The organism is Methanocella paludicola SANAE, assembly GCF_000011005.1.
GTDB classification, from domain to species: Archaea; Halobacteriota; Methanocellia; order Methanocellales; family Methanocellaceae; genus Methanocella; species Methanocella paludicola.
The window spans coordinates 63084-76853 of the sequence record NC_013665.1 but is presented as its reverse complement, the minus strand read 5'-3'; the positions used below and the strand labels follow the sequence as shown (position 1 = coordinate 76853).

Genomic DNA, 13770 nt, shown 5'->3' with positions numbered 1-13770 from the left:
TTGGTTGATAATAACCCTGTTGATTTATATACTTTATCCTTATAAATGGTTATTTATTAAGCGCAGTTGTAAATAAATCTTTAATTTTGCTTAGTAAAATATAACCATTTTTAATAATACATTTTTTGCAGTTATAGCCCTTCTTAAAATATAAATGTTTTGCTTAATAACCCGTCCATATAAAAGCCATTATAGATTGTATGCGATGTATAACGGGCCATCATAATATTAATGCGGGGCAGAATAATATAATAATGGAGCATGTTCGATGGCGTGCATACTGTATTCGGACGACTTCCTGGGGCACGACCTTCCGGGGCACGTGGAGTGTAAGGAGCGCCTGGAGGCTATAATGGAGAGGCTGCGGCCCATGGGCCTCGAGTTCAGGGAGCCCCGGCCTGCGAGCGTCCCCGAGCTGGAAGCGGTGCATGCCCCCTGGTACGTGAGGAACATACTGGGCCACGGCCGGGGCAGGCTCGACCTGGACACGTACATGAGCGAAGGATCGGCGATGGCGGCGCTGAAGGCCGCGGGCGCGGCCGTGGAGGCCGTCGACCTGGCGCTTTCCGGGCAGAGCCTGGCGGCGGGGATGGTCCGGCCCCCGGGCCACCACGCGCTACCCGCGCAGGCCATGGGCTTCTGCCTGTTCAACAACGCGGCCGTCGGGGCGGCGCACGCCCTTAAAAAGGTTAAAAAGGTGCTGATCGTCGACTGGGACGTCCACCACGGCAACGGCACCGAGCTAATGTTTTACGGCCGGCCCGACGTGCTTTACTTCTCAGTCCACCAGTACCCCCATTTCCCGGGCACCGGCGCGGCCGATGATACGGGCACGGGTGACGGCGAGGGCTATAACGTGAACGTGCCCCTGCCGGCAGGGTCGGGCGACGCCGACTACGTGCACGCCTTCGAGAGCATCCTCGTGCCTGTAATGGACGCCTACCGCCCGGAGCTGGTCATCGTATCTGCGGGCTACGACCCTCATGAGGCCGACCCGCTCGGGGACATGCGGATGACGGCCCCGGGCTTCGGGGCGCTGGCATCGCTCATAAAAACCGCCGGGAGCGCTAATGTTGTAATGCTCCTTGAGGGAGGATATTCCCTAAAGTACCTGCCACTATGCGTGGAGGCGTCGCTGCGGGGCTTCGCGGGAGAGGATCATGGCCGAATATCCGGAGAGCGGACGGCGGCGGCGACCGAGCGCATCGTCGAGGCGGCGGCGATACAAAAAAGGTACTGGAGGCTCTAGGTCTCCGGGGCGCGGAGGAACTTCGTGAGGAACCGGGCGAACTCGGGGCCCAGCTCGAGCGTCTTCTCGTTCGTCAGGATCTCGAACCCCTGGCCGATGGAGGCACAGACGTGCTTGCCCAGCCCGCAGGACTTTAATTGGGCGTTGATGAGCTCTACGGCGGTATCGTACTTGCGGGGTATGTCCACGACGTAGCGGCAGCCCATGATGTAGGCGCCGGGGTACTTTTCGATGAACTTCTCGCAGTGCTCCCGCTCGTCGAGGGGCGGCCCGAGGTGGCGCTCGATGGCAGGCAGCTCCCATACCAGCATTTCGAGCACGATGGCGCTCCTGTCGTTGGACCAGACGTCGGTGCGGTATGCCTTGAACTCGTGGCGCTCCAGCAGCTTTGCCAGCGAGTCCTCGGCCTTCCTGAGCTGGGGGTAGAGCGTGTCCTCGACGATGTCGGGCGTTTTGAAGGTAATGGCGAGGAGCTTCGTGCCCCTTGAGGCCAGCAGCCCTTCGAGCGCGCCCTTTTTCATGGGCTCGGCGGCCGGCGGGAAGAAGAAGTCGATGGACGGGGCCTTCAGGAACCTGCGGCAGGCGTCCACGAACTCGCAGAACTTTTGCCCGGAGAGCGCCGCGGCCACGTTCCTCTTCGGGTCCACGGGGTCGATCACGATGAGGGGGTCCGGGTGCTCGACGGACTTATCCATGTGGCCCTCGATGTCGATGACCCTGCCCCGCTTGAAGCCGGCGCCGTGCTCCACGGCGCCGTCGAAGGAGCCGTACTTCAGTACCAGCAGCTCGCACAGGTATCCCGAGAAGCCCTGGGTCCTCAGCTCGGAGCCGTACACGCCCACTCCCCTGGTGAACTGTTTTAAAAGCCTTACCTCGTCGTGGAGGCCGTCGATGTGCTTCAGGACGTACGTGTTGTGGAACGGGCTCCTGTCCACGGCCGACTGGATGTGGGCGGCGTCCTCCACGTGGTAGCACGGCACCAGGTCCACGTCCAGGCCCTTATACAGGGCCGTGATGTACGGGTGCTCGGCGTAGCGCTCCTCGAACCTGGGCGAGACTTCCCTGGCAAGCCGGAGCCCGTCCTCCTTGAGCTTTTCCAGGGGCGTGTCGGGCGGGAACATCAGGAAGATGTCGATGTCCTTCTTGCCCTTCAGCCAGGTGTCCCGGGCCGTCGAGCCCACGTGGATCGTGTAGACGTCCAGGCCATGCTCCCGGGCCTCCGAGTCCAGCTTATCGATGACCTCGTGCGCGACGCTTCGCATGTGGGCATCCTCGACGGCAGAGGGCTTGATGCGCTCCAGCACCTCCCTGTATAGCTCATCGGGCAAGGGGTATCTCCTTCAGCACGTCGTACCGGGGGCCTTTAGGGCTCAGCGTGCTCTTCATAAGATGAATGGAATCGACAGTCATCTCCCCGGCGTCGAAGTCCTTGTACTTCTCGAACAGGCCGGGAAGGTCCTGCTTTTGCTCGGGCGTGGGGAACTTCACCCGGCCTATGGTCACGTGGGGCTGGAAGCGGCCCTCTCTCGGGAAGCCAATCTCCTCCATGAGGGCCTCGACCTGCTTATTTAGCTCCGCGAAGTCGCCCTCCGCCCCCACCCAGATGACCCGGGGGTTCCGGGGGTTCGGGAAGCCTCCCAGGGAGCGCATTCTCGCCTTGAACGGCCTGACGGATACCTTCTTCAGCGCGGCCTCGATCTCGCCCACCTTGGCCTCCTCGATGTTCCCCAAAAATTTTAGCGTGACGTGAATGAGGGAGGGCTCGACGAGCTTGATGCCCTTCATGTCGAAGTCCCGCTCGGCCTCGCCGATCTTTTGCCTTATCCCGGGCGTGAGGTTGACGGATATGAACGCGCGTATCATCGCTGGTATAAGTCGCTCCCCGGGGCAAAAAAGCTTATCGTTCACTGGCGGCCGCTCAGAAAGTCCAGCAGGCCCTCGTACGTGAGCGCGTTGAGGACGCTCTCCTTCGGCGCCCAGCCCCGCCGGGCATTGTGGACCCCGTACTCCATGAAGCCGAGCTCGAATAGCGAGTGGGCGTCCGTGTCGATGGATATGTGCGCCCCTGCTTCGACGGCCTTCCTTACGTTCACGTCGCTCAGGTCGAGCCGGTCCGGGTAGGCGTTCACCTCGAGCACCTTGCCGTTGTCCACGGCCGCCTCGATGGCCCTGTCAATATCCAGCCGCGTGGGCTCCCGCCTGCCCAGGATGCGGGCGGTGGGATGGCCCAGTATGGTGACGTACGGGCTCTGCAGCGCCGATATGACCCGCCCCGTCATCTCCTCCGCCTCCTGCCTCATGCCCGAGTGTATCGAGGCCACCACGACGTCGAGCTCCTCCAAGATGTCGTCGGGCATGTCCAGGGAGCCGTCCGCCTTGATGTCCACCTCGCACCCCTTCAGGATGGTGAAGTCCTCCAGGGTGTCGTTGAGGCGGTCGATCTCGGCCATCTGGTCACGCAGGCGCTCCACGCTCAGGCCGTTCGCGATGGCCAGGGACCGGGAGTGGTCGCATATCGCCACGTACTCGTACCCCATGGCCCGGGCGGCTATGGCGATGTCCTGGATGGTGTTGGCCCCGTCGCTCCAGTCCGAGTGCACGTGGAGGTCGCCCCTGATGTCCGCCATCTCGACGAGGCGGGGCAGGCCTCCCTCCGCGGCGGCCTCCACCTCGCCCCGGCCCTCCCTGAGCTCGGGAGGGATGAACTCCAGGCCCAGCGCCCTATAGAGATCCTCCTCGGCGGCGAACTTGCGCTGCTCCAGCGTGACAGCGTCGACGTACCCCTCCCGGCTCAGGCTGATGCCCCTGCCCGCGGCATACTCTGTCAGCGCCTCAAGGTGCCTTTCCGAGCCGGTGGCGAATAATAGCTCCAGGCCCCGATTATCGGGGCCGGCCTCCTCCAGGGTGGCCTCTACCCGGTAGCGGGTCATCACGCGTGCCCCGCCCCTATCGTTACTTTGGACTGCGGAGACCAGCGGAGAGTTCAAAAAGCAGTCCATGGGGCCGGGGCCGGCGACCAGGTTCACGTCGGACACCATCGGGGCCCAGCGCCTCACGCTCCCGGCGGCCTCGATGCGCTCGAAGCCGCAGTCCTCTAAATAATGTGCCGCCTCGTCGGCCACGCCTTTAGCCCGGTAAAGAGGTATGCCGGTCTCCCTGCGCCTGTATCGCCCGATAGAGTCGAGCACCCGGCGCTCGGCCTTCTCGCCCATGCCCTTCAGCTTTCGTATCCGGTGCATCCGGGCGGCCCGCTCGAACTCTTCTACCGTCGTGACCCCCAGAGCTTTATGGACTTTAATGGCCGTCTTGCGGCCGATGCCCGGCACTCCCATGATCTCGAAGAGCTCCGGGGGGATTTCTTTTTTTAGCGACTCGTACAGGCTGCTCCTTCCCGTCTCCAGAAGCTCGGCGAGCAGCTCGCCGATGCTCCGGCCCACGCCAGGTATCTCCTGGAGCCGGCCCTCGCGGTAGTACTCGTTGATGTCGTCCTGGAGCGCCTCGATGCTCCGGGAGGCCTTCCTGTACGCCCGGATCCGGTAGGCGTCCTCGCCCTCAAGCTCCAGGATGCGGGCGATGCCGGCGAGCACTTCCGCGGCCTCATGGTTATTCATCTCTCCTTCGCTCCCCTTCGCTGGAGACCACGATGGCCTTGCCTTCCACCGGGCAGTTAAGCTGGCAGCTCCCGCAGCCAGCGCACACGTCCTCCGATACTACCGGCCTGTTCCTCCCAGTGCTCTTGATCGCCTTGACCGGGCATACCTCCTCGCAGATCAGGCACTTTTTATTCTGCGCCCAGGCGATGCACTTATTTTTGTCAAGCCTCGCGGTCCCCATCTTCATGTTCGCCTCCGGTATGCTTATAACCGCGCCCGTGGGACACACGGACCCGCAGGTGCCGCACCGCTCGCACTTGCCCTTATTAAAGTCGAGCACGGGCGTGAACGCGCGCTCCAGGCCCCCGTCAAGGCCGGCGGGCCTTATGACCTGGCCCAGGCACGCCTTCACGCAGCTCTCGCACCGGACGCAGGCCGCGTTGAACTTCGACTCCACGAGGGAGCCCGGGGGCCGAATATATGAGGCGCCGGCCCCTGGGACGGCGACCTTCGCAAGGGCGAGCAGCCCCAGCCCGGCGACGGCGGCGAGCACTGTCCTGCGGCCCTCGAACGTGGGCAATGCTGGCCGGGAGGCCGCGAAGCTGATGGCGTTCTCGGGGCATGCCCTCTCGCACTTCAGGCATTTGATGCACGCCGTCGTGTCGAACCCGTTCTCCTTCGATATTGCCCCGGCGGGACAGGCTCTCCGGCACTTCATACATTTAATGCAGCTATCGTTGACGCCCCGGCCGAACGGCGAGGCCAGGGCTGCGAGCCCCAGGACGGCGCCCATTGGGCAGATTCGGCACCAGAGGCGGGGCGCCAGCAGGGAGCCGGCCATGATGAGCAATAGTACGACGGGCACTCCCGAGAGGCTCCATATCAGGTAAACCGAACGCTGGAAGATGACCATGGGGTCGAGCGCTGATAAGGCGTCGATAGAAAAAAGCGAGAATATGAGCAGCGCGGCCAGTAGGCCGTACTGTATAAAGCCCAGCCGGCCTGTGGGCTTGATCCGCCAGAACACGCGAACCACCCGGTCAGAGATGTCGGCCATGAACCCTACCGGACATGCCCAGCCGCAGAATATCCTGCCGAATATGGCGGCGACGGCCAGCATCCCGGCCGCGGCGAGAAAGAGCACTGGCATCCATGCGCCCGTGTGGTAGAGGGACGATGCCAGGGCAAGGAGCGGGTCCGCCGCCAGAAAGAGCCCGGGCGCGGCGGCGGGATATTCCAGGGCAAGGAACAGCGCTACGAATGAGGCCAGAAATGCCGCCTGTACCAGGGGGCGGAACGGCGATAGGGAGCTCAGCTTTATCTCAGACCACCTTTTGCACGTTGACCTTGCCCAGGTCGATCTCGCCCAGGCCCCGCTGATACGCCCTGACCACATGCTCGATGTCGTTACCGGTCAGCCCCAGTAGTGTGGCCGCGTAGGAGTCCACCGCCACGGGATCGTATCCCACGATAAGCTGCTGGGGATGCGTTATGTCCTCCGGGCTCCCCCCGTTGGGACCCCCGGACTTGAGCACCCGGTAGGCGTCGGCCACTGTGAGCGTGGGCCGGATGACGTATGAGAGGTCGGCGATGCAGCCATCCAGGTCGCTGCTGTGGAACGCCCCGCGGTTATCGATGACGCCCATGAGGTTCTTCATGCCCGCCGTGAGGCGGGTATTGCCATGGCTCTTGACCACGGGCGCGTTGATGAGCACGTCCGCATCCTTGAGGATTCTCGCTATCCGGGTCTTCTTCAGCGTGGGCCCGTCGATCTGCCTTTCCTCATACTCGCTGCTGCTGTTTACAGCGATGGCCGTGAAGCCGGCCTTTTCGACGGCGGCCTTAATGCCGCTCCGCTCCAGGCAGAGCTTCGAGCTGTCGATGGTGTGGTCGAAGGCTATGACCTCGGAGGCTCCCGCCTCCCTGCAGCGCTCCATCAGGCGTACCAGCACCTGAGGGTGGTTCGATGCCGCCTGGTCGACCGTCCTTGAGAAGGAGAAGTTGGCCTTGACGAATACGCGGTCGTCCTTTTTTATAGGGAGCGCGCCGAAGGCGTCCAGCGCCCTGTCGACCAGCCTGGCGGGGTCGGGGTCGGTGGTCACGACCAGCCGGCTCTGTGTTGCGGTCGAAGTCGGCGATGGAATGATCGATGGGACTGGCGTGATCGAAGGCTCGCTCGCGCTCACGCAGCCGGTGACGGCGACGGCGGCCGCGGCGACGGCGGCCTTCAGGAAGCTGCGCCTGCTCATCCCGCGTTCCAGCACTTCTTTTGCCCATCGTCCGGCCATGATATCTAACCATATTTTATCTGCGGCGATTATATAATTAGTTTTAGCCGGTAGCACGAAGTTTTTATCATCGTAGATACGTTGAAGGTTAAGGTCAAGCATGCTCTCCTTAGTCGGCGACGTAACATCCACGGTCACGGACATCATCAGTAACATGGGCTACCTGGGCGTATTCATACTCATGACCATCGAGAGCGCCGGCATCCCCGTCCCGAGCGAGGTCATCATGACCTACGGCGGGTTCATGGCCGCGCCCGGCGGCGTTACCCACGTAGTCGCCGTCGCCGTCATAGGCTCGCTGGGCACCGGCCTGGGCTCTGCCATCGGCTACCTGGTCGGGGCGTGGGGCGGAAAGCCCTTCGTTGATAAGTACGGGAAGTTCTTCGGCGTCAACTCGCAGAAGATGCTCTGGGCGGAGCAGTGGTTCTGCAAGTACGGGGAGTCCGCCTGCATCTACACGAGGCTCCTGCCGGTGGTGCGCACCATCGTGAACGTTCCGGCCGGCCTTCTCAACATGGACTTTAAAAAATTCATGGCCTACAGCATGATAGGCGCCTTCCCCTGGTGCCTGGTGCTGGCGTTCATCGGCTTCGTGCTTGGAGAGAACTGGGAGTCCATCATGGGCGCCTCCCACCTCCTGTCGTACGCGGTCGTGGCCGTCGTGGCCGTCATCGCCGTCGCCGCAGTAGCTCTTTACGTCCTGGTGAAGAGGGGCGTCATACCAAAGGCCACCGTGGATAAGTACCTGGGCTTCCTGATGCACGTATAATATATTATATCAAATAATTTTAATGCGATAATGAAAAAGTATTTCGTACCTTTTGATAATGTAGGTTTTCGTGGAAGCGGACATTAACGATAACGCACGGAGCCTCGAATCGGGCGGCGTCACGAGCCTCAAGCCATGCCTGGCGCAGGTCGACGACAGCGGCATCGGCTCTCCCGTCGGCGGCGCCGCAATAGGCGTCCTCGATACGGGCACGGGCGTGTTCAAGTATAAGCTCGTGGGCGTCGAGTACTTCCAGGACGGCTACAAGAACGAGTACCAGGACAGGGTCGTCGAGATCATCCGGGAGCTGTTCGCCGAGATGGGCATCACCCGCGACGTCTACCGCATCGAGATATGCTCCGGCCACATATTCGACCACGTCAGGCCCTGGATGGACGAGGCCGGGTACGAGTGGAAGTCCGTCAAGATCATCGACCCGCTTCAAAGCTTAATTGAGAACGCGTTCAGCGATTTCCTTATTAGTCTGGGCGTGCCCGAGCGCATCCGGACCATCGAGGTGGGCCGGGACCAGTTCATGTACCTCTTTAACTGGGTGAAGCAGGACCCGGAGCGCCGCGTGAAGTACTGTAAGACGAACGGCAGTAAGTGGAAGACGAAGTGGTCTCATAAGCTGTATGATAGACAGTCCCGCTATCATTGAAGAGCCAAAAAAATAGCTTTTTTGTTCTATATTAGTGGCGTGTACGCGCCGTATGGCCCGTAATATCCCGTCGCCGGGTCAAAGCCAACGCCGCTGGCAGCTGCATATCCTGCACCAGGGTAGGCGCCGTAAGGCGAAATGCCCGGGTACTGGTAGAACTGCTCGGTGGCCTCGGCCACGGGCGGCGCGAACGGGCCGAAGGCCGAGGACCGGGTGGCGCTATACGTGAAGCCGCTGGTAAATGGCCCGTATGTGGCGACCGGAGCGGCGCACGGCGCTGCCAGGGGCGCTGCACAAGGCGCTACAGGCGGGGCCTCCAGGGCGCCGTAAGGCGCAGCCAGAGGCGAGGCCGCGAACGGGTACTGCTGCTGCTCAAAGCTGGCAGGAGGCAATATGTTATCCTGCATCGAGCCGTAAGGCTGATTGACCAGTATCTGGTCGCTTGCAGGCCGGGCATACTGGGCGCTCGCGGTAAGCAATGCCGCGCTTGCGAGAAAGAGCCCTATGAGTACAGGAACGACGATATTTCTCAATTTCATCCAACATCCCCTGTGATACGGTCGCTATGCAGGAGTAAAACGTTATGCCGTAAAAAGTAGCGGATGAGCAATAAGAAATAGAAATAATTGAACGGCAGATCAGTATTGCCCTTCTTTTCGCGGAGACGGGCTAAAAAACCATAAAAGATTTATAGCCTCGGTGCATGCCTTTCCCCGGTCACATGCTCAAAAACGCCGATCTCAGGGACAATGCCTTTTTCGTGATGGCCGGCCTCATCCTGGTCAACGTGTTCTGGGGCGCCTCGTCCATCGCAGCCAGGGAGGCATTATTACAGTTAAGCTCCATCGAGATCGTGACCATACGGTTCACCATCGCCCTCTTTATCGTCTTCGGCATGGCTATCGCCATGAAAAAGTGGGATGCCCTCAGGATCCACCCGAAGGACATTCCCACGTTCATCCTTCTCTCCCTGTCCAACGTCTCCATCGGCTTCATCCTCCAGGTGGAGTCGCTTAACTACACGACCGTGACCAACTTCTCGCTCGAGTTCAACCTGGCCACGTTCTTCATCATGCTCATGGGCGCGCTGTTACTGGGCGAGCGCCTCACCCGGACGAAGCTCGCGGGGGCGGGCATCGCGTTCGCCGGGGCATTCCTCATAATCAGCGGAGGCCGCCTCGACCTCTCGTCAGCGCACCTGCTGGGGGACCTCATGGGCGTGGGCAGCGCCATCGCCTTCGGGATCTTCACCATCGCCTCCAAGAAGGTCTCCTCGAAGTACAGCCTCACCACGATACTGCTCTACACGTTCTTCTTCGGCGTCCTGGAGCTCCTGCCATTCTACGCGTTCGTTACCCCGATGACGCCCCTGGCCAGCCTGAGCCCGCTCTCATGGTCGTCGCTGCTATTTTTAGCGGTGCTGTGCTCGGTGTTCTGCTTCTTCGTGTACACGCACGGCCTCAGCCGGCTCAAGGCCTCGGACGTGGCCATGTCCATCTACGTGACGCCCCTGGCCGGGATACTGCTTGCCGTACTTTTATTAGGAGAGACGCTGACGGCCGTGACGGCCGTCGGGGCCGGGCTCATCATGGCGGGCATGTACCTGACCCAGCGGGAGCTCGAGCCCGATGTGCCCGAGAAGCGATACACGCCGGTCGCCCTGAACGAATAGGCTTATCCGGACGAATATGTTTATTCGTTAGCCGCGCCATTACTCTCCGATGACAGACCCCACGCACGCCTCGGGGCTCGCCTTCGAGGAGCACGTCATAGGCCTTTTTGGCAGGGAGTTCGAGGTAAAGTGGATCCGCGACGGGGCCACGAAGGAGGAGGTCGACTTCTTGCCGGACCTGGAGATCCGGCACACACCTTCCGGGGACGCCTTCGGCGTGGAGTGCAAGTACCGCGCGTCGCACTTTCTCGGGAGGCTGCCATGGGCCAAGGAGTACCAGCTAAAAAAGTATGGCCGGTACCGTGAGGTCACCGGGCGCCAGCTCTTTATCATTATTGGCCTGGGAGGCACCCCGGAGAGGCCGGACTACATGTACTGCGTGCCCTCCTGGCGCGCCGGCGCCACCATGCTGGACGCCGATTCCCTGAAGCGGTACCGGCGGGACCCCCGCCGGAAGTTCAGGTGGGACGAGAAGGCCCGCCAGCTCGTCTAGGACATATTTTATCTGTTACCCTGACATATGGATGATCCATGGAGTCCATCCTGCTCTTCTCGGACATTCACGCCGACATAGGCGCCCTCGACGCCATCCTCCGGCTTTCGCAAAGCGGCGATTTCGTCGACCGGTATGGCCCCGTGTCCCTGACCATCAACATGGGCGACGTGCTGGAGAGGGGCCATGGCCCGGGACAGGTCGTCGAACGCCTGGAGAGCATAAGCGGCCTGGAGTCCATCCTGGGGAACCACGACGAGGCCTTCCTCGGCCGGATACCCGTGTCCGGGAGCGATGCAGAGAGCGAGCGTGCCCACGAGGAGTACCGCGCTACGGGCCGGTATGAGAGCTTTTTCCGGGGCATGGGCAAGTACTACGTGAACACGAAGGAGAGGCTGTACGTCGTCCACGGCGGCCCCATCGACCCGTGCGCCATCACGCCAGAGGGCGCGGAGGGCATCGAGGCCTGGCTGTACACTCAGCCCTGGCAGCGGATCTCGTTCTCCGGGGAGCGGTACGTGGACGCCAGCGGGTACCATTATTTGCCCGAGGACGCGTTCGACGCGGTGAGGCCTCAGCTCGGCACGGGGTTCCTCATCGTCTGCGGCCACGAGCACGAGGAGGCGGCATACGTACAGAAGGGCGGGGCCGTCGAGAACGTGCTGGGAAAGCTCGAGAGGTCTACCGTATATCTCGGCGGCAGGGAAGTGCGCGAGACAAAGCTCGCGCTGGAGGAGGACGCCTGCTACCTGGCCAGGCTCGGCATGGCCGGGCCCGAGGGCTACGGCGAGTACGTGGATGACAGGCGCTACTTCGGAGTCTATTCAACGAAGGGCGGGCGGGCGCTGTACCTGCTCTGTTTCGGGAGGTGAGGGGACGGACGAGAACACGATGCTGGCCAGGGCAAGGGATATATCCCGGTCGACTCACGCCGGGCTCGCGCCGAGCCACGACTTCTCGCACGCCGAGCGCGTCTATCGTCTGGCCGAGCGGATCGCCATGGCTGAGGGCGCTGACCTTTTTATTGTGAGGATGGCGGCCCTGCTTCACGACATCGGGCGGGCCGAGGAGTCGAAGAACAAGGACTGCGAGGATATCCACGAGGAGCTGAGCGTCCGGATGGCCGGGCCCATACTCGATGGCCTTGGCATCCAGCCGGGAAAGAAAGATGCCATTTTGCACGCCATCGCATCCCACCGTCACCGGCGCGGGGGCGAGCCGTGCACCCTGGAGGCGAAGTGCCTGTTCGACGCGGACAAGCTGGACTCGCTGGGCGCCGTGGGCGTCGCCCGTTCCTATTTATGGCTGGGCGAGCACGGGAGGAGCGTCTATTACCCCCCGGAGCAATACGCCGGCATCGACCCGAAAAACAACAGCGCCGAGGTCGACTCCACCCAGAGAGAGTGGCACATCAAGCTAAAACATCTCAAGGATAAAATGTACACGGAGACGGGCCGCAGGATCGCCCTGGAGAGGCACGACCGCATGGCCCGCATCATCGACGAAATAGAGAAGGAAGTAATGGGGCAGTACTAGTCCAGGATATACCTGGCCACTTCGATCGGCGGAATGTCGAAGCCCGCCCTGGCGGTGCCGATGCCGGGCACCTGCTTCGCCCAGTAGGCCCTCCAGTCCAGGACCTCCTGCACGGCGCACTTCTGGCAGATGTTGTACTGCCACAGGCCGTCCACGGTGTACGGCGTGCCGCACTTCTTGCACTTCGCGGTGCGGAACGGGACCTTCTTCGCGAGCCTCTCCTTTTCAACGGCCGCGGCCCCCCTGAGCTCTTTTTGTAATTCCTTTTCAGAGTTGGCGTCGAATATGTCGTACTGGCCGATGGGGGCGTACTTTTTCAGGGCGATATCGAAGAGCTTCCGGGGGAGCGACGGCAGGAACCTGTCCAGCACCTCGCTGAGCCCGAGCACCTCGGTGATCCAGAACTTTTCCATCCTCTCGTATAGGACGATCGAGCAGTCCTCGCACAGCTCGTAGTCCCACTTGGCGCTCGCCGTGAAGCTGCGCCCGCACTCCTTACAGACACGCTTGTTCTTCGAGGTCATACCATCACCCTGCCCGCGGATATTTATCGCTCCTAGTATATTATCTTCATCCATCGGGGCCATAATTATTATCGTTAGGGCGGATGAGCCCGCGAAAAGAACCTGAGAAAATCTGGAGCCTCGGGCGAGATTTGAACTCGCGACCTCGTCCTTACCAAGGACGCGCTATGCCGGCTAAGCCACCGAGGCGTGTAAAAGACAACACACAGATGTAACACTTATCATATTAACATTTCGGTTACACGTGCGTCTTTCCTGCGCCCCCTGCAAAAATTAGATCTTGCCGACCAGGTCCAGCCCCGGCTTCAGGGTCTCCTCCCCGGGCTCCCAGCTCGCCGGGCAGGCCCGTCCCTTGTGTTCCCTGACGAATTTGGCCGCCTGCAGCTTACGCAGGAGCTCCCGCATGCTCCGGCCGATGTTGTTATCCTGGATCTCCATGCACTTCAGGAAGCCGTCCGGGTCGATGACGAAGCTGCCCCTGAGCGAGAGCCCCTCGTCCTCGATGAGCGTGCCGAACTCGCGGCATATCTTTCCTGACGGGTCGGCCACCATCGGGTACTGTATCTTGCTGATGGCCGGCGAGTTATCGTGCCAGGCCTTGTGCACGAACACCGTGTCCTTGCTCACGCTTAGCACCTGGGCGCCCTCTTTTTTGAAGTCGTCGTATAGCTCCCCCAGCTCCTGCAGCTCCGTAGGGCATACGAAGGTGAAATCCCCGGGGTAGAACACCAGGACCATCCACTTCCCGTGGTAATCGGAGAACTTGATCTTTTTTATGCGGTCGTTCTGGTATGCCTCGGCCTCGAAGTCGGGGGCTTTCTCGTTGATCCTGAGCATAATGGACTCTGCCACCGATAAATATATATTATTATTTTGATATTTTGTCGGCCCCGTCATGTTTTAAGCGGAATACTGGCCTGCCTGGCCCTGCCCGTCCCATGTAAAAGGCAGAGCTTCGGACTCATTTTTACATGCGCCCGTCCTG

At 61.3% G+C, this 13770-nt stretch carries 15 protein-coding genes and 1 tRNA gene; 7 read left to right on the top strand and 9 right to left on the bottom strand.

The annotated features are described in order from the left end of the window. Positions 1-268 precede the first annotated feature (268 nt). Positions 269-1249 carry a histone deacetylase family protein gene (locus MCP_RS00440; protein ID WP_012898836.1) on the top strand — a complete coding sequence of 327 codons (981 nt, stop codon included), beginning with the start codon at positions 269-271 and terminating at the stop codon, positions 1247-1249. Here the strand turns inward: MCP_RS00440 and cca are convergent. The 5 genes from cca to MCP_RS00415 are packed head-to-tail and all read right to left on the bottom strand — an operon-like array spanning position 1246 to position 7130. After that, the gene (gene cca / locus MCP_RS00435; protein ID WP_012898835.1) at positions 1246-2577 is read right to left on the bottom strand and encodes a CCA tRNA nucleotidyltransferase; all 1332 of its coding nucleotides are present in this window, start codon (positions 2575-2577) and stop codon (positions 1246-1248) included. The genes MCP_RS00440 and cca overlap by 4 nt on opposite strands. Further along, the gene (gene thpR / locus MCP_RS00430; RefSeq protein WP_012898834.1) at positions 2567-3112 is read right to left on the bottom strand and encodes an RNA 2',3'-cyclic phosphodiesterase; all 546 of its coding nucleotides are present in this window, start codon (positions 3110-3112) and stop codon (positions 2567-2569) included. The genes cca and thpR overlap by 11 nt, the downstream gene beginning before the upstream one ends. 41 nt (positions 3113-3153) lie before the next feature. Beyond that, positions 3154-4860, bottom strand: coding sequence for a DNA polymerase/3'-5' exonuclease PolX (gene polX, locus MCP_RS00425; protein WP_012898833.1), 1707 nt, complete (start codon positions 4858-4860; stop codon positions 3154-3156). Further along, entirely contained in the window at positions 4853-6238 is a 1386-nt protein-coding gene (locus tag MCP_RS00420) for a 4Fe-4S binding protein (RefSeq protein WP_012898832.1), read from the bottom strand. Before MCP_RS00420 ends, polX begins: the two co-directional genes overlap by 8 nt. Beyond that, positions 6165-7130, bottom strand: coding sequence for a DUF362 domain-containing protein (locus MCP_RS00415; RefSeq protein ID WP_158301504.1), 966 nt, complete (start codon positions 7128-7130; stop codon positions 6165-6167). Before MCP_RS00415 ends, MCP_RS00420 begins: the two co-directional genes overlap by 74 nt. A gap of 100 nt (positions 7131-7230) precedes the next feature. Here MCP_RS00415 and MCP_RS00410 point away from each other — a divergent pair, with 100 nt between their 5' ends. Together MCP_RS00410 and MCP_RS00405 are read left to right on the top strand one after the other, a co-directional pair. Beyond that, entirely contained in the window at positions 7231-7899 is a 669-nt protein-coding gene (locus MCP_RS00410; protein WP_012898830.1) for a DedA family protein, read from the top strand. Between the two features lie 70 nt (positions 7900-7969). Continuing rightward, complete coding sequence (locus MCP_RS00405) at positions 7970-8560, top strand: hypothetical protein (protein ID WP_012898829.1); 591 nt, start codon at positions 7970-7972, stop codon at positions 8558-8560. A gap of 26 nt (positions 8561-8586) precedes the next feature. On the opposite strand, the gene MCP_RS00400 is transcribed toward MCP_RS00405, so the two are convergent. Then, positions 8587-9099, bottom strand: coding sequence for a hypothetical protein (locus tag MCP_RS00400; RefSeq protein WP_012898828.1), 513 nt, complete (start codon positions 9097-9099; stop codon positions 8587-8589). Positions 9100-9281: 182 nt separating this feature from the next. Between MCP_RS00400 and MCP_RS00395 the strand changes: the two genes are divergently transcribed. The 4 genes from MCP_RS00395 to MCP_RS00380 are packed head-to-tail and all read left to right on the top strand — an operon-like array spanning position 9282 to position 12261. Beyond that, the gene (locus tag MCP_RS00395; protein ID WP_012898827.1) at positions 9282-10232 is read left to right on the top strand and encodes a DMT family transporter; all 951 of its coding nucleotides are present in this window, start codon (positions 9282-9284) and stop codon (positions 10230-10232) included. 49 nt (positions 10233-10281) lie between these two features. Further along, complete coding sequence (locus tag MCP_RS00390) at positions 10282-10725, top strand: hypothetical protein (RefSeq protein ID WP_012898826.1); 444 nt, start codon at positions 10282-10284, stop codon at positions 10723-10725. 38 nt (positions 10726-10763) lie between these two features. Further along, positions 10764-11597 (top strand): metallophosphoesterase, encoded by an 834-nt coding sequence (locus MCP_RS00385; protein WP_012898825.1) that lies wholly within the window; start codon positions 10764-10766, stop codon positions 11595-11597. Further along, positions 11524-12261 carry an HD domain-containing protein gene (locus MCP_RS00380; protein WP_231845119.1) on the top strand — a complete coding sequence of 246 codons (738 nt, stop codon included), beginning with the start codon at positions 11524-11526 and terminating at the stop codon, positions 12259-12261. Before MCP_RS00385 ends, MCP_RS00380 begins: the two co-directional genes overlap by 74 nt. Here MCP_RS00380 and MCP_RS00375 read toward each other — a convergent pair. From MCP_RS00375 to MCP_RS00365, 3 genes are all read right to left on the bottom strand, one after another. Beyond that, positions 12258-12785, bottom strand: a complete 528-nt coding sequence (locus MCP_RS00375; RefSeq protein ID WP_128859868.1) for a hypothetical protein — start codon at positions 12783-12785, stop codon at positions 12258-12260. The two genes, MCP_RS00380 and MCP_RS00375, sit on opposite strands and share 4 nt — an antisense overlap. A gap of 113 nt (positions 12786-12898) precedes the next feature. Further along, positions 12899-12974 (bottom strand) — tRNA-Thr (locus MCP_RS00370). A gap of 84 nt (positions 12975-13058) precedes the next feature. After that, entirely contained in the window at positions 13059-13622 is a 564-nt protein-coding gene (locus tag MCP_RS00365) for a peroxiredoxin (RefSeq protein WP_012898822.1), read from the bottom strand. Positions 13623-13770: the final 148 nt, after the last annotated feature.